Annotated in this window: 17 protein-coding genes; 10 read left to right on the top strand and 7 right to left on the bottom strand. The window is 35.1% G+C overall.

All coding sequences use genetic code 11. The features are described 5' to 3' along the window. Positions 1-39 precede the first annotated feature (39 nt). The 8 genes from APR43_RS09005 to APR43_RS08970 all read left to right on the top strand — a co-directional run bounded on the left by APR43_RS09005 (position 40) and on the right by APR43_RS08970 (position 10,957). Positions 40-3,195 (top strand): SusC/RagA family TonB-linked outer membrane protein, encoded by a 3,156-nt coding sequence (locus APR43_RS09005; protein WP_053473319.1) that lies wholly within the window; start codon positions 40-42, stop codon positions 3,193-3,195. A gap of 34 nt (positions 3,196-3,229) precedes the next feature. Continuing rightward, positions 3,230-4,756, top strand: a complete 1,527-nt coding sequence (locus tag APR43_RS09000; protein WP_053473448.1) for a SusD/RagB family nutrient-binding outer membrane lipoprotein — start codon at positions 3,230-3,232, stop codon at positions 4,754-4,756. 229 nt (positions 4,757-4,985) lie between these two features. Beyond that, complete coding sequence (locus APR43_RS08995) at positions 4,986-6,305, top strand: GntP family permease (protein ID WP_053473320.1); 1,320 nt, start codon at positions 4,986-4,988, stop codon at positions 6,303-6,305. Positions 6,306-6,309: 4 nt separating this feature from the next. Further along, entirely contained in the window at positions 6,310-6,777 is a 468-nt protein-coding gene (locus APR43_RS08990; protein WP_053473321.1) for a RidA family protein, read from the top strand. A gap of 284 nt (positions 6,778-7,061) precedes the next feature. After that, positions 7,062-8,093: a sugar kinase gene (locus APR43_RS08985; protein WP_053473322.1), complete on the top strand. Its 1,032-nt coding sequence runs from the start codon at positions 7,062-7,064 to the stop codon at positions 8,091-8,093. Between the two features lie 9 nt (positions 8,094-8,102). Then, positions 8,103-8,750, top strand: coding sequence for an aldolase (locus APR43_RS08980; protein ID WP_053473323.1), 648 nt, complete (start codon positions 8,103-8,105; stop codon positions 8,748-8,750). Positions 8,751-8,753: 3 nt separating this feature from the next. Next, positions 8,754-9,869 (top strand): D-TA family PLP-dependent enzyme, encoded by a 1,116-nt coding sequence (locus APR43_RS08975; RefSeq protein WP_053473324.1) that lies wholly within the window; start codon positions 8,754-8,756, stop codon positions 9,867-9,869. A 17-nt stretch (positions 9,870-9,886) separates the two neighbouring features. Continuing rightward, positions 9,887-10,957 carry a dipeptidase gene (locus APR43_RS08970; RefSeq protein ID WP_053473325.1) on the top strand — a complete coding sequence of 357 codons (1,071 nt, stop codon included), beginning with the start codon at positions 9,887-9,889 and terminating at the stop codon, positions 10,955-10,957. On the opposite strand, the gene APR43_RS08965 is transcribed toward APR43_RS08970, so the two are convergent. After that, positions 10,954-11,730 carry a DeoR/GlpR family DNA-binding transcription regulator gene (locus APR43_RS08965; RefSeq protein ID WP_053473326.1) on the bottom strand — a complete coding sequence of 259 codons (777 nt, stop codon included), beginning with the start codon at positions 11,728-11,730 and terminating at the stop codon, positions 10,954-10,956. The genes APR43_RS08970 and APR43_RS08965 overlap by 4 nt on opposite strands. 190 nt (positions 11,731-11,920) lie before the next feature. Here APR43_RS08965 and APR43_RS08960 point away from each other — a divergent pair, with 190 nt between their 5' ends. After that, on the top strand, positions 11,921-14,224 hold the full coding sequence (locus tag APR43_RS08960) for a family 20 glycosylhydrolase (protein ID WP_053473327.1): 2,304 nt from the start codon (positions 11,921-11,923) through the stop codon (positions 14,222-14,224). A 199-nt stretch (positions 14,225-14,423) separates the two neighbouring features. On the opposite strand, the gene APR43_RS24435 is transcribed toward APR43_RS08960, so the two are convergent. From APR43_RS24435 to APR43_RS08925, 6 genes are all read right to left on the bottom strand, one after another. Further along, the gene (locus tag APR43_RS24435; RefSeq protein ID WP_053473328.1) at positions 14,424-15,170 is read right to left on the bottom strand and encodes a hypothetical protein; all 747 of its coding nucleotides are present in this window, start codon (positions 15,168-15,170) and stop codon (positions 14,424-14,426) included. Positions 15,171-15,281: 111 nt separating this feature from the next. After that, positions 15,282-15,680 (bottom strand): hypothetical protein, encoded by a 399-nt coding sequence (locus tag APR43_RS08945; RefSeq protein WP_088636400.1) that lies wholly within the window; start codon positions 15,678-15,680, stop codon positions 15,282-15,284. Positions 15,681-15,821: 141 nt separating this feature from the next. Further along, a complete protein-coding gene (locus APR43_RS08940) occupies positions 15,822-16,838 on the bottom strand; it encodes a hypothetical protein (protein ID WP_088636399.1) in 1,017 nt (338 codons plus the stop codon). 102 nt (positions 16,839-16,940) lie between these two features. Further along, positions 16,941-17,687 (bottom strand): succinate dehydrogenase/fumarate reductase iron-sulfur subunit, encoded by a 747-nt coding sequence (locus APR43_RS08935; protein WP_053473331.1) that lies wholly within the window; start codon positions 17,685-17,687, stop codon positions 16,941-16,943. A 94-nt stretch (positions 17,688-17,781) separates the two neighbouring features. Then, positions 17,782-19,782 (bottom strand): fumarate reductase/succinate dehydrogenase flavoprotein subunit, encoded by a 2,001-nt coding sequence (locus APR43_RS08930; protein ID WP_053473332.1) that lies wholly within the window; start codon positions 19,780-19,782, stop codon positions 17,782-17,784. Between the two features lie 11 nt (positions 19,783-19,793). Then, a complete protein-coding gene (locus tag APR43_RS08925) occupies positions 19,794-20,459 on the bottom strand; it encodes a succinate dehydrogenase cytochrome b subunit (RefSeq protein WP_053473333.1) in 666 nt (221 codons plus the stop codon). 356 nt (positions 20,460-20,815) lie between these two features. Between APR43_RS08925 and APR43_RS08920 the strand changes: the two genes are divergently transcribed. Then, entirely contained in the window at positions 20,816-22,177 is a 1,362-nt protein-coding gene (locus APR43_RS08920) for a hydroxymethylglutaryl-CoA synthase family protein (RefSeq protein WP_053473334.1), read from the top strand. Positions 22,178-22,263: the final 86 nt, after the last annotated feature.

The following is a 22,263-nucleotide window of genomic DNA, read 5'->3' as shown; positions in this document are numbered from 1 at the left end:
AATAAAAAACCAAAAAAAAAACATGAAAACCAAACTATTATGAAAACAAAGCTTATTTCATTAGTGTTTATTGGAGGAATCATCTTCTCCACAAACGCCAAAGAGATTGCAATAAAAAAGCATCTTTTTGAACAACAAAGCAATCAAGTTGAAATTTCGGGCCAGATTTTAGGTCAGGATGATGGAATGCCAATTGCCGGAGCTACAATTTATGCCGAGAGCAATAATAAAATAGCAACAATATCTGATGAAAACGGAAAATTCAAATTGAAGGTTCCGGAAAACGAAGTTCATATTATTGTAAGTTACATGGGTTATGAAACTTTATCATTTGCCTTACTTAAAACTTCAGATTTAACGATTCGATTAAAACCTGCCGAAAATGTACTGGAACAAGTTTTAGTTACAGCACTTGGAGTTAAAAAAAGCAGTAAATCTGTTGCCTACGCTGTTACTGAATTAAAAGGAACTGAATTTACAAAAGCGAAAGAAACGAATATTTCGAATGCATTAGTTGGAAAAATTGCCGGAGTAAACGTGAGCAGTACCTCAACCGGAGCAAATGGTTCAACGAGAGTTGTAATTCGTGGAAACGGGTCTTTAAACGGAAATAACCAGCCAATGTATGTTGTTAATGATTTACCAATTGATAATACACAGCTTAATTTACCGGGAATTGGAAACGGTGCCGGTTCAACGAGAATAAATGTGGATCGTGGTGACGGAACTTCTGTTATCAATGCCGATGATATTAAAACGATTACGGTTTTAAAAGGTGGGACGGCTGCCGCACTTTATGGCGCTAACGCTGCAAACGGTGTAATTTTGATTCAAACGAAAAGAGGTTCTGCTCAAAAAGGAATTGGGGTTGAATATAATTCTTCATTTACATTCGAAACACCTTCGATTATTCCTGACTGGCAATATGAATATGGTTCTGGAGCAAACGGAAAAAAACCAACCACGCAAGCAGAAGCTGTTGCAGCCGGACGCTGGTCTTGGGGTGCGAAAATTGACGGAAGCAACGTAGTTCAGTTTGACGGGGTTTCAAGACCTTATGTGGCTCAAAAAAATAACATTAAAAATTTCTACGAAACAGGAACTACCTTCATTAATTCTCTTGCATTATCTGGAGGAAATGAAAAAGCTACAGGCCGACTTTCGTTCTCGAATATGGATAACCAAAGTGTGGTTCCAAATTCTGATTTTAACCGTAAAAGCATCAACATTGCGAGTAATGTGAACTTAACAAATTGGTTGAAATTTGATGTTGTCGCACAATATAATTTAGAAAAATCAAACAACAGAGTAACGGTTTCTGATGCGGAGGCAAATCCAAACTGGGGGACTTACATGATTGGTAATACGGTTGACATTCGAAATCTTGCCCCAGGTTATGATGCCAACGGAATTGAAGAAGCATGGAATCCTGTTGCTGTAGCAACAAACCCTTATTTTGTTGTTAATAAAATTAAAAACAAAGACACTAAAAATCGTTTCATCGGGATGTTGAACGTAAAAGTAAATTTCACTCCAGAATTATTCCTTCAAGGTAGAGTTGGACAAGATTATACTGATTATGATTTCTTCGGATACATTCCAAAAACAACTTTAAACAATCCGGTTGGATATGCGCAGGGTTCAAAAATGAAATTATCAAACATCAATTCAGAAGCAATTCTTAATTATACCAAAAAGAATTTCTATAATGATTTCTCTTTAAATGCTTTAGTTGGAGTTAACTCTCGTACGACCTTGAGAGACGAAACCAGAGTGGAAGGTTCAAATTTTGTATTAAATGATTTTTACGCTTTAAGTAATTTATCAACTTTGGCTTATAGTTACCCTTACGGAAAAACTAAAACCAACTCGGTTTACGGCGCTGCCGATTTTGATTATAAAAACATTGTATTTTTAAATGTAACAGGCCGTCAGGATTGGTTTTCTACCCTTTCAAAAGAAAACAATACGGTATTTTATCCTTCTGTTGGAACAAGTATAATTGTTTCGGATATTATAAAACTGCCGGAATTTGTTTCGTTTGCTAAACTAAGAAGTTCATGGGCAGAAGTGGGAGGCGCAACGCCAGATCCTTATGCATTGAACCAATCGTACTCAATGATTCAGGGCGGACATAACGGTCAGCAGGTTCAGGGGCCAACAAGTTCAAGAGTTCCAAATGCGACTTTAAGTCCGTTGACTTCTACAACATTTGAGATTGGAACAGATTTAGGATTTTTCAACAATCGTTTAAATCTTGATTTTGCGTGGTACAACCGTGCGACTACAAACGATATTGTTGAAACTACAATTTCAACAGCTTCCGGAGCTAATACTGCTTTATTGAATTTAGGAAAAATGAGAAACAGAGGGGTTGAGTTTTTAGTAAGCGGTAAAATCATCAATTCTGATAAATTCTCCTGGGACGCAAGTTTCAACGGATCTTACAACGAAAACAAAGTTGAAGCACTTACAGATCAGTTAAACTCAATTACAATGGCAACTTCTGTAAACGGATATGTAACGATTACAAGTGATGTTGGACGTCCGTACAGTATTATAAAAGGATACAGACCTCGTAAAGATGCTAACGGAAATACGGTTTATAATGTAAGCGGCGGATCTGCAACTGTTGCACAAGGGCCACTTGAAGAATTAGGTCAGGGAGTTCATCCTTGGGCTGCGGGACTTACCAACGAATTCAAATACAAAAACATTTCATTGAGCTTTTTAATCGACGGTAAATTTGGCGGAAGCTTATATTCTGGAACAAACTTATACGGAACTCGTATGGGATTAACAAAACTGACGCTTGAAGGTCGTGAAAGCGGTTTACCAATTAAAGGTGTTGACGTTAACGGAAACCCGGTTGATATGGTAATTGCTCCGGAAAACCTAAGAACATATTATGATGGTTTAAGAAACATTTCTTCGGAATTTGTTTATGATGCAAGTTTCATCAAATTAAGACAAGTAATTCTGGGTTATGATTTACCTATTGAAAAAATAAAAGGATTATCAAAACTTCAGGGTGCTTCGGTTTCATTTGTGGCAAGAAACTTATTTATTCTTTACAAGAAAACACCAAACGTAGATCCGGAATCTGTATTTAGTGCTGGAAATGCTCAGGGTGTAGAACAATTTGGAGTACCAAAAACAAGAAGTTTCGGTTTAAACTTAAATGTCAAATTTTAAGCTTGCTTTATTTCTAATAATTAAATTAAAAGACATGAAAAAGATAACCCTTTTATATATTGCAGGCTTACTTTTAGGAAGTATGACAGCTTGTACCGATGATTTTGAAGAAATCAATACGAACCCTAATTCAGTTGAAAAACCAGACCCGAATTTTGTTTTTAGCAAAGCACAGCTTGATGGTTTAAACAACAATTATTTTGCAACTAATATTTTAGAATGCGGCGGAATGCTGCAGCATTATGCAACTTACAAAGAAGCATCTGGAGCTGGTGATAAATATTTGAGTAATGAAGTTTATTATTCTGCTTATTTTAATCAGGCGTATCCAACGGCTTTAAATGAAACGGAAGTTGTAATAAATGAAGTAAAAAACAATCCAAACGAAAGCAATAAATTAAATATTGCGAGAATCTGGAAAGCTTATTTATACCACAGAATTACAGATTTATATGGAGATATTCCCTATTCTGAAGCTGCAAAAGCAAACAGCACACAAATCTTTCTTCCTAAATATGACTCTCAGGAATTTATTTATAAAGATTTATTGAAGGAATTAGACGAAGCGGCAGCCGCATTAGATCCTGCAAAACCAAGTTTTGGTAAATCTGATTTTATTTATGACGGAGATGTTGCAAAATGGAAAAAGTTCTCTTATTCGTTAATGCTTCGTTTAGGATTACGATTAACAAAAGTTGATGCTGCATTGGCACAAACCTGGGTAACTAAAGCTATTGCCGGCGGAGTAATTTTGAATACGGCTGATAATGCAATCATGAAATATACAGACGGGCCAAATGATTTTAACCGAAATCCGGTTGGTTTCGACTCGAGAAAACAAGATTTTACAGCAGGTTCTTACGGTACAAAAAATGTGGAAGGCGGAAAATTAGCCAAAACATTTATCGATTTATTACAATCAACTGCCGATCCCAGAATTAGTGTTTATGCCGGAGTTTGGCAGGGAACAACTCAAAATACAGCGCTTGCCGTACAAAAAGGTTTCCCTAACGGAACTAAAATTGCCCCAACTCCTGCTGAACAAGCAACGTATTCTGAGCCTAACCAAAGTACGGTTTTTAGATACGATGCACCGCTTGTATTGATCAGCAACGCCGAAACTAATTTATATTTAGCCGAAGCCGCTGCAAGAGGATGGTACGCTGCATCTGATAAAGATTTATATGAAAAAGGGGTTCAGGCTTCTTTCCTAAACATGGGAATCTATGGAGTAGCTTACACAATTCCGGATGCAACGCCATATTTAACAGCAAATCCGTACAATGCGGCAGGATCTTTTGAGGCTAAAATGAATCAAATTCATACTCAGGTTTATATTGCCTTATTTGTAGACGAACAGGAAGTTTACGCCAACTGGAGAAGAACAGGTTATCCGGTTTTAGTTCCGGTAAACTTTCCGGGTAACGTTACAAACGGCACAATACCAAGACGTTTCAAATATCCAACCAGCGAATATTCAGTGAATTCAACTAACTTAGCAGAAGCGGTTAAACGACAAGGTCAAGACCTTTTTACAACAAAAATCTGGTGGGATAAATAATAGAATCAAGAGTTGAAATGTGCCTTTAGGCACTTAATATCGGTAGAAAATTAGTTTAAAATTCTTTGGAGTGCCGTAGGTACGCAACAAAACAACAACAATTGTGTACCTACGGCACGCTCGAGATATTCTAACTCCTGTTTTCTACCGATATTAAGTGCCTAACGGCACAAATTGAAGAGTTTTAATCCTTAGACAGGGATAAAAATAATATTATACAAAAAGATAAATGAGCATTTTAATTCTTACGGCATGCATTGCGTTTTTAATCATACAAATAGCTTGGCTTAAAATCAATCCGTTTATTGCCTTTATCATAACAGCTTTATTAGCAGGTCTGTTTTTAGGCCTGCCAATAAGCACTTTGTCGCAGACCGTTCAAAAAGGTTTGGGCGAAATGTTAGGATCTATTACGCTGATTATAGTTTTCGGAACCTGTATTGGTAAACTTACCGTTTCATCAGGCGCCGCCAATGTTATTGCAAAAACAGTCATGGGATGGACGGGCAGAAAATACGTTCGACTCGGTTTAATGATTACCGGATTTATTGTTGGGATACCTCTATTTTATAGTGTTGGATTTGTTTTGTTAGTACCTCTAATCTTTTCAGTAGCCCATCAGTTCAAACTGTCAAAAGTATATCTGGGAATTCCAATGCTGGCGTCGCTTTCAGTAGCACACGGTTTTTTGCCCCCGCATCCGTCACCAATGGCTTTGAGCAGTATTTTAAATGCTGATATTGGACTCGTTTTAGTCTACGGAATTATAATTGCAATTCCGACTATTTTTATCGCCGGATTATTATTTTCTAATTTCCTTAAAAACATCAAAACCGAATCGGATCATGAAATTTTAAATGTTGAAGAAGTCGTAAACCACGGTAAACTTCCGAGTTTTTCCCTGAGTTTATTTTCGGCCTTATTTCCGGTTTTTGGTTTAACTATAACTTCAATATTACCTTTAATTTCAACTAATGAAACGTTGATTGAAGTTTGCAAAACAGTAGGAGAACCAAGTATGATTATGTTAATTTCTTTACTTCTTTGCACGTACACTTTAGGAATCAGAATGAACCGAAGCATCCCATCTATAATGGACGATTATGCCCTTGCTATAAAAGATGTCGCTTTGATTGTTTTAATTGTAGGCGGTGCGGGAAGTTTGAAAGAAGTTATGATTGTAAGCGGCGTAAACGAAACTATTGTTGCGGCCTTAACACAAATAAACATTCATCCGTATTTATTGGCCTGGATGATGGCCGCGATTATTCGCGTTTGTGTAGGTTCTGCAACCGCAGCCGGATTAATGACTGCAAGTGTTTTATTACCTTTGTTACAAACTACTGGTCTCGATACCAATCTGTTAGTTTTATCTGTTGGAGCCGGAAGCTTAATGTGCTCGCATGTAAACGATCCGGGTTTTTGGATGTTCAAAGAATATTTTAATATCAGCCTGAAAGACACGTTCAAATCATGGACGGTTATGGAATCTTTAGTATCTGTTTTAGGAATTGTTTTCGTATTTATTTTAAACTCAATTATACATTAATATCATGAATTTATTACCACAAGAAAAATTTGAAACCCTTGGCCTTTCATTACCGCCAGCACCTCAACCTCTTGGTATATATAAACCTTATTTAGTCGACGGAAAATACTTGTATCTTTCTGGTCACGGTCCGGTTCGCGACGATAAATCCTTAATCATTGGCCGAATTGGCGATGACATGGATATCGAAGAAGGAAAACTGGCTGCAAGACAAGTTGGCTTAACGATGCTTTCGACAATTGTAACCAATTTTGGAAGTCTGAACAAAGTAAAAAGAGTGATAAAAGTTTTAGGAATGGTAAATTGCAACGGCGATTTCCTAAGACATCCGTATGTAATAAACGGCTGCAGTGAATTATTCGCTGAAGTTTGGGGACAAGAAAACGGAATTGGAGTAAGAAGCGCCGTAGGAATGGGTTCTTTACCAGACAATATTCCTGTTGAAGTTGAAGCTGTTTTCGAATTATTCTAAAAAATTAGGCCACAGGCGATAAAGATTAAAGAGCAATCTGAATTGGTTAAGGAAATACTTTAGTCGTAAGTCTGTGGTTATGTAAAAATATATAGGCCACAGATTTCACAGATTAAAAGGATTATTTTTTTTTCGCCACGAATTACACGAATTTTCACGAATTACTTTTTTTACTTCAAGCATATAAAAATTAGTGAAAATTCGTGTAATTCGTGGCAAAAGATTTAACCACCATCCAAAGAAATCCTTTTAATCTGTGAAATCTGTGGCAAAAAACAAAAAACATGAATACAAATATCCCACAAACAAGAATAGCAACATTTGGAGAATTATTACTTCGGATGAATGTTGCCAATGGAAACCGGTTTACACAGGCAGATGAAATAAAAATTCATGTGGGCGGTGCCGAAGCCAATGTTTGTGTTTTACTTTCCCAACTCGGAATCCAAACCGATTATATTACCCGATTGCCCGAAAATGATTTGGCACAACTGGCTTTAAACGAACTTCAGAAATACAAAGTAAATACTTCAAAATGTGTTTATGGCGGAGAACGTTTGGGCTTGTATTTTGTTGAATCCGGAAATCAAATCAGACAATCGCAGGTTATTTACGACCGAAGCAATTCTTCTTTCGCAACCATTCAAAAAGATCAAATTAACTGGGATAAAGTTTTAGAAGATGTTACGCATTTTCACTGGTCAGGAATAAGTCCGGGAGTTTCGCATGAAGCAGGTTTAGCTTGTAAAGAAGCAATTTTGACAGCGCATAAAAAAGGACTTCCGATTTCTTCTGATTTTAATTACAGATCCAAATTATGGCAGTACGGAAAACATCCGTCTGAAATTATGCCCGATTTATTACAATACAGCACAATAACGGTTGCAGATTTAGATGCGATTGAAATTTATTTCGGAATCAAAACCGATAAAAACGAATCCGATGAAAATCGCTTTCAAAAAACCTTCAAATTATTAAAAGTAAAAATGCCTTTTCTAAAAACACTCGCCATGAGTTTTAGAAAATCAGACGGGCCAGCACATTTATACAAAGGTTTATTGCTGCATGAAGGTAATTTTTATCAAACGCCAGAACACAAAATACATATTGTAACCGACCAAATTGGTTCAGGAGACGCTTTCAATGCCGGATTATTATACGGATTATCCAATAAATTATCCGGACAGGAATGCATTGAATGGGCAACAGCCTGCGGCGTAATCAAACAAAGCATTCACGGAGATTTCGCCATAAGTAATCTCAACGAAATAAGTCATTTTATTAAAAACGGCTCAAGTAATAGAATTAATAGATAAATAAAGAATATGTACAGCATTTTAAAAACGCAAGGTGTACTTCCGTTAGTAACCCAAATCAACATTGAAACAGCCCAAATAGTATTGCAATCAGCGGCTGATGCTGGCATAAAAATTATCGAGTTTGCTGCTCGCGCCAATGATGCAAAAGAAGTTTTTACCCAAATGACAGCCTTTAAAAAAGCAAATAATCTGGATGTTAAAATAGCCGTTGGTTCTATTTTGTCTGTTGATGAAGCAGCAATATACCATCAATTAGGAGCAGACTGCATCGTTTGTCCGCATACTGACCCAGAAATTGGAGCATACTGCCTTAAAAATAATATTTACTGGATTCCCGGGGCTGCTACTTTAAATGAAATATTACACGCCAATAAATTAGGTGCCGAGGTTGTAAAACTTTTTCCGGCTGATAAAATCGGTGGTCCTGGATATGTAAAAGCGATTAGAGCGCCTTTTCCAAGTTTAAAAATAATGCCAACCGGAGGCGTAACGCTCGAAGAAAGCAATTTAAAATCGTGGTTTAAATCTGGTGTTGTCTGCGTGGGAATTGGTTCAAATTTATTTTCAAAAGAAATGCTTTTGAATTTAAATTACGAACAGGCATTGCAGGCTTTTCAAAATTTAATCGAAGTTGTAGAAAAAACAAGAAACTAAATTATGCAGGAAAATTGGTGGAAAATTAAATCTGATATCAACATTGATACGCCATTTTTAGCCGCTTACGAAGATCGTATCCGGTTTAATCTTGAACGCCTTATTGGTTCAGTAAATGGTGACACACAAAAATTAAGGCCTCATATTAAAACCCATAAAATTGGCGAAATTTTGGAGTTGTTTAAAATTTACAACATCAAAAAAATAAAATGCGCCACAATTGCCGAAGCTGAACTAGGAGCAATACACGAAATTCCGGATGTTCTTCTCGCCTATCAGCCCATCGGAATTAAAAAAGAAAGATGGATTTCGCTGATTAAAAAATATCCTGATACTTCTTTTTCGACTATTCTTGACAATCTGGATTCGGCGAAAGCCTTAAATGAAATTGCTAAAGAAAATGACTTAAAACTGAATGTTTATCTGGATTTAAATACCGGAATGAACAGAACCGGATTTTCGATTTCAGAAGATTGGACAGCTTTAGTCGATAAAATTGTTAAGCTCAAAAACCTTCATTTTGAAGGAATCCATATTTACGACGGCCATTTAAAAGGCAGTGCCGAAGAACGAACGAATACGGCTTCAAGTTCATTTTCTGAAATAAAAGAAAAAACGGAAGCAATCGAACAAAAATTGGGTTATGAATTAAAAATTGTTGCCGGCGGTTCTAATACTTTTCCCTTTTATGCCACACAGGAAAATGTAGAATGCAGTCCGGGAACTTTTGTTTTTTGGGATTCCAATTATCAGATTCATCTGCCTGAACAAAAATTCAAACCTGCTTTGGTTATCATTGGAACCATAATTTCAAAACCAACAAATGCAACACTTTGTATTGATATTGGCTACAAAGCCGTTTCTTCAGAAAATCCAATTGATAAACGATTAGTAATTTTAAATGATGAAAATCTAATCCCTACAGCACATTCTGAAGAACATTTGATTTTAGAAAATAAAGGAAAAAACGAGTATAAAATTGGCGACACTATTTATGCACTTCCTTATCACGTATGCCCTACCTGCGCGCTTTATGATACTGTTCAGGTTGTAAATAAAGGACATCAAATTTGTGATCAATGGAAGGTTGCCGCCCGAAGCAGAGAAATTAATATATAAAATTTAAGTCAAAATATATGTTTATAATAGACGCCCATTTAGACCTGAGCATGAATGCGATGGAATGGAATCGTGATTTAAGAAATGATGTTCCTACTTTGCGCAGTTTAGAAAAAGGAATGACGGACAAACCTGATCGCGAACGCGCTACAGTTTCATTTCCTGATTTGCGACGCGGTAATATCGGAATTGTTGTGGCAACACAAATTGCAAGATTTGTAAAACCGGGCAGTATTATTCCGGGTTGGAATTCTCCTGAACAAGCCTGGGCACAAACGCAAGGGCAATTGACTTGGTACAAAGCCATGGAAGAAGCGGGAGAAATAACGCCAATTACGGATAAAAAATCACTCCAGAAACAACTTGATGTATGGAACGACGGAACTCCAAACGATAAAAAACCAATTGGATATATTTTAAGTTTAGAAGGCGCTGACTCTATAATTGATATTTCTTATTTAGAAAAAGCATACAATTACGGTTTACGAGCTATTGGTCCTGCGCATTACGGTCCAGGACGTTACGCAAACGGAACGGATGCAACGGGAAAAATGAATCAAAACGGAATTGATTTATTAAAAGAAATGGAACGTTTGAATATTATTCTGGATGCAACGCATTTGTGCGACGATGCCTTTTGGCAGGCTTTAGATCATTATAACGGGCCGGTTTGGGCAAGTCATAATAATTGCAGAAGTTTAGTTGATCACAATCGTCAATACAGTGATGAAATGATAAAAGCTTTAATTTCGAGAGGAGCTGTTATTGGCGGCGCATTAGATGCCTGGATGTTGGTTCCGAATTGGCAGAGAGGCGTTTCGATGCCTTTAGAAATGAATTGTGATTTAGAAACGGTTTTCAAACACATGGATCATATTTGTCAATTGGCCGGAAACGCAAATCACATTGGTGTAGGTTCAGATTTAGACGGTGCTTTTGGTACAGAACAATCTCCGTATGATTTAAATACGATTGCTGATTTACAAAAATTGGTTCTGATATTTAAAAACCACGGCTATTCTGATGAAGATTTAAATAAAATCTTTCACCAAAACTGGATCAACTTTTTAATGAAAAATTGGGATTAAATAAAAACTAAACTTGGAACTGCCTTCTTATACGATTGTAATTTTTCGTCGCTTGGATCAACTTCCGTCACAACGTAATCAACCTCAGATAAGTTGGCAATTTTCATTTTTAGAACCGTATCCAGTTTTTCAGAAATCGTAAGAATCGCTGTTTTTTCTGAAGCCTGAATCATTGCTTTTTTAACCTGAACCGTTTCCCAGTCAGAATCTGAGAAACCGCCTTCAATATCTAAAGCATTGGTTCCTAATATTAATAAATCAACTTTAATATTAGCAAGCTGATTATAAACATCGCCGCTCACACACATTTGGCTGTACGACGAAATGCTGCCGCCAATCATGATAATTTTAACGTTGGGTTTATCCAGAAGTTCAACCGCAGATAAAACGGTAACCGTAAAAATAGTTAAACTTAAATCGTTAGGAATTAAACGAATGAATTCACGAATTGTCGTTCCGCCGCCAATTAATAAAACCATTCCGTCATGAAGAAGGCCTAACGTTTTTTGCGCAATAATTTGTTTGGATTCGCCCGCATAAGTTTGATTAGAGGAAGAATGGTGATACGCTTTTGTCATCGCCCCGCCTTTCACTTTAATCAATAAAGATTCTGACTCAAGTTCATTTATATCACGTCTTACAGTATCTTCTGAAACAAATAATTTAGCCGAAAGGGTTTCAAAACTTACACGAGTATGCAAGTTAATCTCTTTTAAAATAAGATTTTTACGTTCTTCTTTAGTGTAATTAACCACTTCATTATCATTATTCATGCAAATTCGTTTTTGTAAGGACAAATGTAAACAATAAATGCAATATTCTTGCGAAACAAATTATAACACAACGTAATTAAAAAGTTAATTACGCTATTTTAAAGACATTTAAACGCCAATACCTTTTGCAAAAAAAATGCAGACTAATTTTACAAACCTTAAATTTGCTTAACAAAACAAAAAAGTAACCATGCAAAAAAGTATATTTCTCTTTTTGATTTTCTGTTTTTCTTTCGGAAATGCGCAAAGTACTTCAGATAATATTTCGATTATTCCGGCTCCTAATTTTTATAAATCAACCGGAGACAGCATTCGCATCAACGGAAAAATTAAAATTGTATTTGATAAAAATAAATACAGCGCAAAAGAATTGAAAACGGCGCAGATTTTTGAGTCGGCTATAAACTCGAATACGTCAAATAAAAAAAGCAATATTGAAGTTTTGTTTATTGCCGAAAAACCAGCTGCAGTTTCAAAAAAAGAGGGGTATAAAATCAATATTTCTTCCAAAAAAATAACCGTAACCGGAAGTGAAGAAGGATTATTTTATGCTGTTCAGAGTTTATTGCAGCTTTTACCGAATCAACCCAAAAATCAAGAAGTAAAATTACCTTGCGTTTCCATCGAAGACCAGCCCAGATACGACTACCGCGGGCTTCACCTCGATGTTTGCCGTCATTTTTTCTCTGTTGGTGTTATAAAAGATTTTATTGCACAAATGTCGTATTATAAATTAAATAATTTCCATTGGCATTTAACCGACGACCAAGGCTGGAGAATCGAAATAAAAAAGTATCCAAAACTTACTGAAGTTGGTTCTAAAAGAGCACAGACTTTAGTGGGTAATAAATTTGAAAGATCTCCTTATTTTTTTGACGGAAATCCGTACGGTGGTTTTTATACTCAGGAAGAAATTGCAGCCATTGTGAAATTTGCCGAAGACCATTATGTAAATATTATTCCCGAAATCGAAATGCCGGGTCACGCAACGGCGGCGGTAACAGCTTACCCAAATTTATCTTGTTTTCCAGATCGAAATTATAAAGTGATAGAATCATGGGGCGTTTTTGAAGATATTTTTTGTGCCGGAAAAGAAGAAACTTTTACTTTTTTAGAAGATGTTCTAACCGAAGTTATGGCTTTATTTCCGAGTAAATACATTCATATTGGCGGAGACGAATGTCCAAAAGCAAGATGGAAAGAATGCCCGAATTGTCAAAAGAGAATTAAGGATCTAGGTTTAAAAAACGAACATGAATTACAAAGTTACCTTACAACCCGAATTGAAAAATTCTTAAATGCAAACGGAAGACAAATTCTGGGCTGGGATGAAATGCTCGAAGGCGGATTGGCACCAAATGCAGCAGTTATGTCATGGCGAGGCGAATCTGGCGGAATCAGCGCGGCAAAACAAAAACATTTTGTAATTATGAATCCTGAACAGGTTTTATATTTAGATTATAATCAGGGTTATTCTCCGCAGGAACCTTTAACAATTGGACGATTAACAACGGTTGAAAAAATCTACAAGTACAACCCAACTCCTGTAGACAGTTTAACGGTGGAAGAGCAAAAATATATTATGGGTGTTCAGTCGAATCTTTGGTCTGAATATTTGACAAGTCCGGCGAAATTAAATTATATGATTTATCCGAGAGTTTTTGCTTTAGCAGAAATTGCCTGGACAGAACCTCAGAATAAAAACTACAATAATTTTATTTTGAACAGGATTCCGCATCATTTAGAAAAACTGGAAGCGCAGAAAAGAATGTATAAAGTTCCGATTCCTTTTGGAGCTGAAGAAACGGCTTTAATTGCATCAAAATATATTCTGGACTTAAAACCAACGATTAAAAATGGACAGATTTTTTATACTATTGATGGTTATAATCCAGATGAAACGGCTGAACTTTACAGTAAACCTGTAACGATAAATATCCCAAAAGGCGAATACAGAATTATAAAAACGGTTCAGATTAGCGAAAGCGGTAGAAAAAGTTCAATCAGTAAAATATTGGTTAGAAACCCAGAGTTGAAATCAGCTTTAGCTGTAAAGCCAACCAAAAAAGGATTAAAATTCGATTATTTTACGGGAACATTATTTCAGCAAGTTCAGGATTTAGAATTGGCAAAACCTATTAATTCGGGCATTTTTGAAGGCAAAATAAGCAGTGAAAAATGGAAATCGAAAATCGAGCGTTATATCGGCTTAAAATTCGACGGATATATCTTTATTCCAGAAACGGCAAATTATACCATTTCGACCCTTTCAGACGACGGATCGAAGCTTTTTATAGATAATGAATTAGTTGTAAATAACGATGGCATTCATTGGCTCAATGAAGCTTACGGAGTTGTTAAACTTGAAAAAGGGTTTCATAAAATCAATATTAGTTATTTTGACCAAATTGGAGGAACAACTTTAACTTGTTTTATTCAGCAGGAAGGAAAAGAAAAACAGGAAATTAGTGAATCACAATTGTATTACGAATAAAACATAAAAAACGCATTCACTAACCAAATGAATGCGTTTTTACTTTCTATTATCTATTTATTACTCTCTCTTTTTAGGTTCAGTATTTAGTTTTCTCTCTTTACTCTTTACTGTTTACTTTTTACTCTTTACTCTTTACTCTTTACTCTTTACTCTTTACTCTTTACTCTTTATTCTTTATTCTTTATTCTTTACTCTCTCATTTCAAAACATCAAAAGCAACATTATAAGTTTTACCTTCAAAAACTTCTTTCATTTCAAGTTTTCCAGTATTTAAACCACTTATTTCAAACTCTACTTCCTCATCTTTATCCAAAACCCACTCTGGAGATTTTATTTGGGTGATTATTATTTTAGTTTCGCTGGCATCCTGCCATTGCCATTTACCAAATTCTAAGTAACTTCCTTTTTCTTGAGATGTAATACTAAAATTAGTAAAACAAGTTCCGGCTTTAGAAAAATTTACTAAACTAACCGTATCTATAATAGTTTCTTTTTTGGTGAATTTCCAGGTATTATCGCATAACAAATCTGTTTTGGGCGTACTGGTAAACTCAGCTGCTTTAGTAACTTTTAGCTGATAAGTATACGTATCAGATCCTTCGTATTTAATTGAAAACGTAATATTATCAGGATCACTATCATCCACTTTCATGGAACCGAAATTAGAAAGCAATAAAATATCTGTATCTAAAACTTCATAAGTACCAGAAACAATAATTTCGGCGTTCTTTTTTGAAGTTTTACTGGTTTCGTTTTTTATGATGATATAGTTTCCGTTTGTATCAAACTCAATCGATTCAAATTCTGTTGAATTTTGCACTATCCATTTTTTACTGATGCTTTCTTTTTGGATATTTTCTCTTTCGGTATTTTCTTCCTGAGCGCAGGAAAACAAACTAATTAAGACTAATAAAGAAACTATTATTCGGATGGTTTTGTACATTTTTTAATCTATTATAATAACATCAAATTTATCGTCTCTTATTTAAACCTGCATCACTATTTCTAATGATTTAATAATTTAAAATCTCTTCAAAGTAAAATGTTTTATCTGCTAAAATTTCCGGATAATAATTTTCAGGACTTTTATTAAAACAGAAACAAATATTAAAAAGGGTAAAAAATAACCCGGAAGTAAAAGTATGATCCAGCCGTCTCCGTTATGGGGTTTTCCATAATGTCCGCAAATAAAAATCAGCACAGCCCAAAAAAGAAACTGAACTATCGAAAGCAAAAACCAATGCAGTATAAACTGCCAGTAATGATCTATAAAAAATGAAATCAAAAAACTTATAATAATGCTACCTGCAAACACATAAGAGCCATATTCAATTACAAAAGATTCTGAAAAGCCTCCAATAAAAAACAACAGGAGAAACAAAATACAAGTAAACAGTAATTGATAATACAAATAATTATCATTAGTAAAAAAAGGCATATTGATCGTAAACATATTTGTTCCTTTTACTGCTTAAGAACAGTTGTTATATAGAATCAAATTTATTTTGAACGCTTTAATTACACATCACTATTTATAATGAAATAAAAAAACGCATTCAAATTAATGAATGCGTTCTTCTTTTATTTTAAAAAACTATTTACCGCTAATGGCTTTGCTGATTTTTTCAAAGTCATTATCCTTTAAATTATAGCTTGCCGCTCCATAAAAATAATATACCGGATCGCCTGTTTTAGCATTAACAACCTGCAAATATTTATTTGCATTCATGCTTACATATCTTAAATAATAAATCTCTTCATTATTTAAAATCTTCTTTTCTAAATCCTCATCTTTTATAAATTCATACTTATATTTATAATCTTCTAAAAGTTCTTTAAGATCTTTTTCGTCTCTCTCTTTTTCTGATATTCTCCAAGGGCTAAACTCCAGTTTATAAGCTTCCGGAATATACAGTGTATTATCTTTTAGATTTTTAATTTCGGGAGTAACAAAATCGTCATAAAGTCCGATGTTTTCTCCTTTAGTAAGCATTTTATTTATTAGCTGAAAATAGTTTTTCAGCATTCCTAAATTGGTATTTGTAAACGATTTTTCGGTATACATTCTATCATAAAGAAGACCTGCTTTTTCATCTGATCTTGCTACCATTGCATCTGCCAAAAATTTAGAATTAACAGAAAGCGGGGCTCTTGCAACAAAAGATAAATTTTCATTAAAAAGACTTTTCAGTTTTCTGCTATACTTTTTATCATCAGATTTTAGCTTTGCAAAACCTTTCTCAAATTTTTCCTGATCTAAAAGCTGTATTCCAAAATTAGTATGAACATAAACAGTACCTTTTCCTGTTACTCTTATATCTCCAAAAAGCTCTGCAAATGAATAGGCATCGTCAGCATAACCTGTTATATTAAAATCTTTAAACTCAACCAATTTGTAAGGAGTTACAGTCCAGACTTCTTTTAAAATTTTTTCGTAATCTTCTTTTTGATTTATTTGAGGCAGTACAAAAATTGTAGTTGTAGCCTTAAATTTTTCTAACTCTCCTTTTTCAAATTTTTCGTTTGCTCCTCTATCAGACGGAGAAACCGAAACCTGAGAATAGCTTTTAATACTGAAAACCAGCATTACAAATAGTAAAATTCTTTTCATTAAATGATTTTGTTTTTGGTTATTATTTACGGAATAAATGTAGTACAAAAAAAACGCATTCAAATTAATGAATGCGTTTTTTAAATATACTAAATTGTTGTATTATCCTTTCAAGCTTGCTGCTAAATACTCACGGTTCATACGTGCTATATTTTCAAGCGAAATTCCTTTTGGACATTCGATTTCACAAGCTCCTGTATTTGTACAGTTACCAAAACCTTCTAAATCCATTTGGTGAACCATGTTTAATACACGGTCAACTGCCTCAACTTTACCTTGCGGCAATAATGCATATTGAGAAACTTTTGCAGAAACGAATAACATTGCCGATGAGTTTTTACAAGTTGCAACACAAGCTCCACAACCAATACAAGCTGCAGCATCAAATGATTTATCTGCATCGTGTTTGTTAATTGGAATTGTATTTGCATCAATTGTATTTCCTGAAGTATTTACAGAAATAAATCCCCCAGCATGTTGAATTCTGTCAAAAGAACTTCTGTCAACAACTAAATCTTTAATTACAGGGAAAGCTTTTGCTCTAAACGGCTCGATAAAAATCGTATCACCATCTTTAAACATACGCATGTGTAACTGGCAAGTTGTAACACCTCTGTCTGGTCCGTGTGCTTCACCGTTGATGAATAAAGAACACATTCCGCAAATTCCCTCACGACAATCGTGGTCAAATGCTACAGGCTCTTCTCCTCTATTGATTAATTGTTCGTTAAGAACATCAAGCATTTCAAGGAAAGACATGTCTGGTTCAATTCCATCAATAGGATATTCTACAATCCCTCCTTTATCTTGGGCGTTTTTTTGACGCCATATTTTTAATGTAAGTTTCATACCTTTTTCGTTTGAAAGTCATAAAGTCGAAAGTCGAAAGTCGCTTGGCACATTTTGCCTTTTGACTTTAAGACTTTGGCTTTCGACCAAATTCTTATTTATAACTTCTTTGAACTAATTTAATGTTTTCGTAATTAAGAGGTTCTTTGTGTAATACCGCATCACTTGGTTTTCCTTTATATTCCCAAGCTGCAACGTATGCAAAGTTATCATCATCACGAAGTGCTTCTCCTTCTTCTGTTTGGTACTCCTCACGGAAGTGACCACCACAAGATTCATTACGGTGTAAAGCATCTTTCGCGAACAATTCTCCTAATTCTAAGAAATCGGCAACACGAGTTGCTTTTTCTAATTCCTGATTAAATTCGTAAGCGCTTCCAGGAACTTTTACATCTTTATAAAACTCTTCACGTAGAGCAGCAATTTCTTCGATAGCCTCAGTTAAACCTTTAGCATTACGAGCCATACCTACTTTATTCCACATGATTTTTCCTAATTTTTTGTGGAAATAATCTACAGAATGAGTTCCGTTATTATTGATAAATTTATTGATTTGATCAACAACCGCTTTTTCAGCTTCAACGAATTCTGGTAAGTCTGTAGAAATTTCTCCCATTTTAATATCCGGAGCTAAATAATCTCCAATAGTATAAGGAAGTACGAAATATCCATCAGCTAAACCTTGCATTAAAGCAGAAGCTCCAAGTCTGTTTGCTCCGTGGTCAGAGAAGTTAGATTCTCCAATTGAGAAACATCCCGGAATTGTAGTCATTAAGTTATAATCAACCCAAGTTCCACCCATTGTGTAGTGAACCGCTGGGTAAATCATCATTGGCGTTGTATAAGGATCTTCATCAACGATTTTGTAATACATCTGGAATAAGTTTCCGTATTTACTTTTCACGATTGCAGCTCCCAATTTAGTTACTAAAGCTGCATCTTTATCATCTAAACCTTTTACATAAGCATCTTCAGTTCCGTAACGTTTAATTGCTGCCGCGAAATCCAAGTAAACTGCTTCACCTGTTTTATTAACTCCAAAACCAGCATCACATCTTTCTTTAGCTGCACGAGACGCAACGTCACGAGGAACTAAGTTACCAAACGCAGGATATCTTCTTTCTAAGAAATAATCTCTTTCTTCTTCAGATAAATCAGTCGCTTTTTTCTTTCCTTCACGAATTGCCTGAGCATCTTCTAATTTTGCAGGAACCCAAATACGACCGTCATTACGTAACGACTCAGACATCAAAGTCAGTTTTGACTGGTGATCTCCTGAAACCGGAATACATGTTGGGTGAATTTGTGTGTAACAAGGATTTGCGAAAAACGCTCCTTTTTTATGAATTTTCCAAGCTGCTGTTGCGTTACTTCCCATAGCATTTGTTGAAAGGAAAAATACGTTTCCGTATCCTCCAGAACCAATTACTACCGCGTGAGCAGAATGTCTTTCTATTTCTCCGGTGATTAAGTTACGAGCGATAATACCTCTCGCTTTTCCGTCAACGATTACAATGTCAAGCATTTCGTGACGATTATACATTTTAATTTTTCCACGACCAATTTGACGGTTCATTGCAGAATAAGCTCCTAACAATAATTGTTGTCCTGTTTGACCTTGTGCATAAAATGTACGAGAAACCAAAGTTCCTCCAAAAGAACGGTTATCAAGAAGTCCGCCATATTCACGAGCCAATGGCACCCCTTGAGCCACACACTGGTCAATAATATTTGCAGAAACTTCAGCCAAACGGTGAACGTTTGCTTCACGTGCACGGTAGTCACCACCTTTTACAGTATCGTAGAACAATCTGTAAACTGAGTCACCGTCACCTTTATAATTTTTTGCAGCATTAATACCTCCTTGTGCCGCAATAGAGTGCGCACGACGAGGTGAATCCTGAAAACAAAATGCTTTTACGTTATACCCTAACTCAGCCAAAGTAGCCGCAGCAGAACCTCCGGCTAAACCTGTACCAACTACGATAATATCTAAATTACGTTTGTTAGCAGGGTTTACTAAATTAATATGATCTTTATAATTTGTCCATTTGTCCGCTATAGGACCATTTGGAATTTTTGAATCTAATGCCATTATAATTGATATTAATTATTGAAATGATGAAATAATGCGATAATTACGAAAGCGGCTGGCACCACAACTGCAAACCATAAACCAACTTTGCTTAAAAATCGAGAATATTTGTTGTGCATTCCCATTGATTGTAGAGAAGATGCAAATCCGTGCCATAAGTGAAATCCTAAAAGGATAAAAGACACACAGTACAATCCTGTACGTACCGGACTATGAAATTTATGAACTAACTCTCCGTAATACCTTGTAGCATCTGGAGCTGTTCCTGCTATATATTTATAGCCTAGTTCAGGAAACCAGAAATCATAAAAATGCAATCCTAAGAAAGCCAAAATAACCAATCCAGAAATAATCATATTTCTAGAACTCCAAGAAGCATTTGCAGCTCCGTTGTATTTCGCATATGCAATTGGTCTTGCTGCGCTGTTTTGAGCAGTAAGAATGAATCCCATTACGAAGTGCAAAATTACTCCGAATGCCAAAACTGGCTGCATTACATATTGTATCAACGGATTGTAACCCATAAAATGAGAGACTTCGTTGAAAACGCTTTCACTCAAAATAGAAATAAAATTTAAGGTAACATGCAGCGCTAAAAACGTGATTAAGAATATTCCCGAAAGGGCCATAGCCACTTTCTTTAAGATGGAAGCATTCAACTGTGCAGATTGTGCCATAAGTGTTTAAGTAGTTTGTTTTAAAAAATTAGACAAAAATAACTCAATTACCAAAGAACTACAACCATTTCGTTGTTATTTATAATCATTTTAAAATAGACTACGTATACGTATTTTTACGTATAAATTAATTTTTAATAATAAATAATTTAGTATAAAAAAGCATAAAAAACTGCTTTAGAGTGATTTCAGCCTAATTTCAATACTTATGAGTTTCCTAAAAATTATGATATTGATATTTTATTCAAAGTTTTGATTTGTTTTCTTCAAAAGTATCAGCTGTACATAATTTTATGTAAGCAAAAAATTGTCATTCCATAACATAGTTTTACCTTTAGCAGCTCAAAAAAATAAGAATGAAAACAGGAATTGATGCCATCTCTTTTGATGTTGCAAACATACACTTACCCATAAAAACTTTGGCCATTGCCAGAAATATTGAACCAGAAAAATTAGAAAAAGGTCTTGGATTACTTAAAATGACTTTTCCGGATGTTCATCAGGATGCGGTTGTTTTTGGGGCAAATGCTTTAACCAAACTTATTACTGATAATAAAATCAACCTAAACGAAATAAGCCGAATTTATGTTGGTACCGAAAGCGGAATCGACAGTTCAAAACCAATTGCTTCTTATTTAATTAATTTGATGGAGCAAAAATTTGGCGAAGATTCTTTGGCAGAATGCGATGTTGTAGATTTTACTTTTGCCTGTATTGGCGGAGTTGACGCTTTGCAAAACTGTCTTGATTTTGTAAAATTAAATCCGGCCAAAAAAGCAATTGTAGTTACGACCGATTTTGCAAAATACGATTTAAACTCTGGCGGGGAATATACGCAAGGTGCCGGAGCTGTGGCGATGTTGATTACGGCAGATCCAAAAATTATTGCTTTTGATGATAATTGGGCAACAAGCACAAAGGGTGTTTTTGATTTCTTTAAACCATACAGAACTATCTCAAAAGAGGAAATTACAAAAAACACGAACAACGATTCCTGGTTTGACAATTTAGAAGCCGAAATCGAAATTCACAAAGATCAGCCGGTTTTTGACGGTCAATATTCGAACCAATGTTATATGGATCGTACGCGAAATGCTTACTTTTTATTTAAAAAATTAAAAAATACTACCGAAACATTATATAATACTTGGCACAGTATCGTAATGCATTTACCATACTCGTTTCAAGGACGCAGAATGTTATCTGAAATCTATGCTTTAGACAGCGCCGAAAAAATTATTGCCGATGATATTGCACCTGCAGATTATCAGACAAAAATTAAAGAAGTTGCAAAATCTGATGATTACAGAAGTTTTGTAACCGAGAAATTACAACCAGCAGAATTAGCTTCTTCCTTAATTGGAAATCTTTACACAGGTTCTATTTTCATGGGATTGTTATCGACTTTGGCTCATTTTTATGATACAAACAAAGACGTTTCGGGAACTAAATTCGGATTCCTGGCTTACGGAAGCGGATCAAAATCTAAAGTTTTTGAAGGAACAATTCAACCCGAATGGAAATCGGCTTTGGCAGATGTCAAGCTTTTTGAAAATTTAGCCGAAAGCATAGAAATTGATTTCAACACTTATGAAAGTCTTCATAAAAAAGAACAAAAACAAAGCGTAAGAACTCCAAAAAATGAATGGGTTTTAGATAGAATTGAAAAAGAGATTCCAGTTTTGATTGGAGCGAGATATTATAAATGGGTGGATTAAAATTCAATTTTTGAAATCCCAAATTCCAATAAAAAACCGAAGCTATTGCTTCGGTTTTTTGTTTTTATAACACAAAGTTTGTCATC

Source organism: Flavobacterium sp. NLM, assembly GCF_002210235.1.
In the GTDB taxonomy this organism is placed as follows: Bacteria; Bacteroidota; Bacteroidia; order Flavobacteriales; family Flavobacteriaceae; genus Flavobacterium; species Flavobacterium panici.
The sequence above is the reverse complement of the archived record's forward strand: the minus strand, read 5'-3'. Positions and strand labels throughout refer to the sequence as shown.

Excerpts from the sequence above, each read along its gene's own strand:
- APR43_RS08965 (WP_053473326.1), bottom strand. The coding sequence starts at position 11,730 with ATGAATAATGATAATGAAGTGGTTAATTACACTAAAGAAGAACGTAAA.
- APR43_RS08990 (WP_053473321.1), top strand. The coding sequence starts at position 6,310 with ATGAATTTATTACCACAAGAAAAATTTGAAACCCTTGGCCTTTCATTA.
- APR43_RS24435 (WP_053473328.1), bottom strand. The coding sequence starts at position 15,170 with ATGTACAAAACCATCCGAATAATAGTTTCTTTATTAGTCTTAATTAGT.
- APR43_RS09005 (WP_053473319.1), top strand. The coding sequence starts at position 40 with ATGAAAACAAAGCTTATTTCATTAGTGTTTATTGGAGGAATCATCTTC.
- APR43_RS08975 (WP_053473324.1), top strand. The coding sequence starts at position 8,754 with ATGCAGGAAAATTGGTGGAAAATTAAATCTGATATCAACATTGATACG.
- APR43_RS08985 (WP_053473322.1), top strand. The coding sequence starts at position 7,062 with ATGAATACAAATATCCCACAAACAAGAATAGCAACATTTGGAGAATTA.
- APR43_RS08995 (WP_053473320.1), top strand. The coding sequence starts at position 4,986 with ATGAGCATTTTAATTCTTACGGCATGCATTGCGTTTTTAATCATACAA.
- APR43_RS08940 (WP_088636399.1), bottom strand. The coding sequence starts at position 16,838 with ATGAAAAGAATTTTACTATTTGTAATGCTGGTTTTCAGTATTAAAAGC.
- APR43_RS09000 (WP_053473448.1), top strand. The coding sequence starts at position 3,230 with ATGAAAAAGATAACCCTTTTATATATTGCAGGCTTACTTTTAGGAAGT.
- APR43_RS08970 (WP_053473325.1), top strand. The coding sequence starts at position 9,887 with ATGTTTATAATAGACGCCCATTTAGACCTGAGCATGAATGCGATGGAA.
- APR43_RS08925 (WP_053473333.1), bottom strand. The coding sequence starts at position 20,459 with ATGGCACAATCTGCACAGTTGAATGCTTCCATCTTAAAGAAAGTGGCT.
- APR43_RS08920 (WP_053473334.1), top strand. The coding sequence starts at position 20,816 with ATGAAAACAGGAATTGATGCCATCTCTTTTGATGTTGCAAACATACAC.
- APR43_RS08980 (WP_053473323.1), top strand. The coding sequence starts at position 8,103 with ATGTACAGCATTTTAAAAACGCAAGGTGTACTTCCGTTAGTAACCCAA.
- APR43_RS08960 (WP_053473327.1), top strand. The coding sequence starts at position 11,921 with ATGCAAAAAAGTATATTTCTCTTTTTGATTTTCTGTTTTTCTTTCGGA.
- APR43_RS08935 (WP_053473331.1), bottom strand. The coding sequence starts at position 17,687 with ATGAAACTTACATTAAAAATATGGCGTCAAAAAAACGCCCAAGATAAA.
- APR43_RS08930 (WP_053473332.1), bottom strand. The coding sequence starts at position 19,782 with ATGGCATTAGATTCAAAAATTCCAAATGGTCCTATAGCGGACAAATGG.
- APR43_RS08945 (WP_088636400.1), bottom strand. The coding sequence starts at position 15,680 with ATGTTTACGATCAATATGCCTTTTTTTACTAATGATAATTATTTGTAT.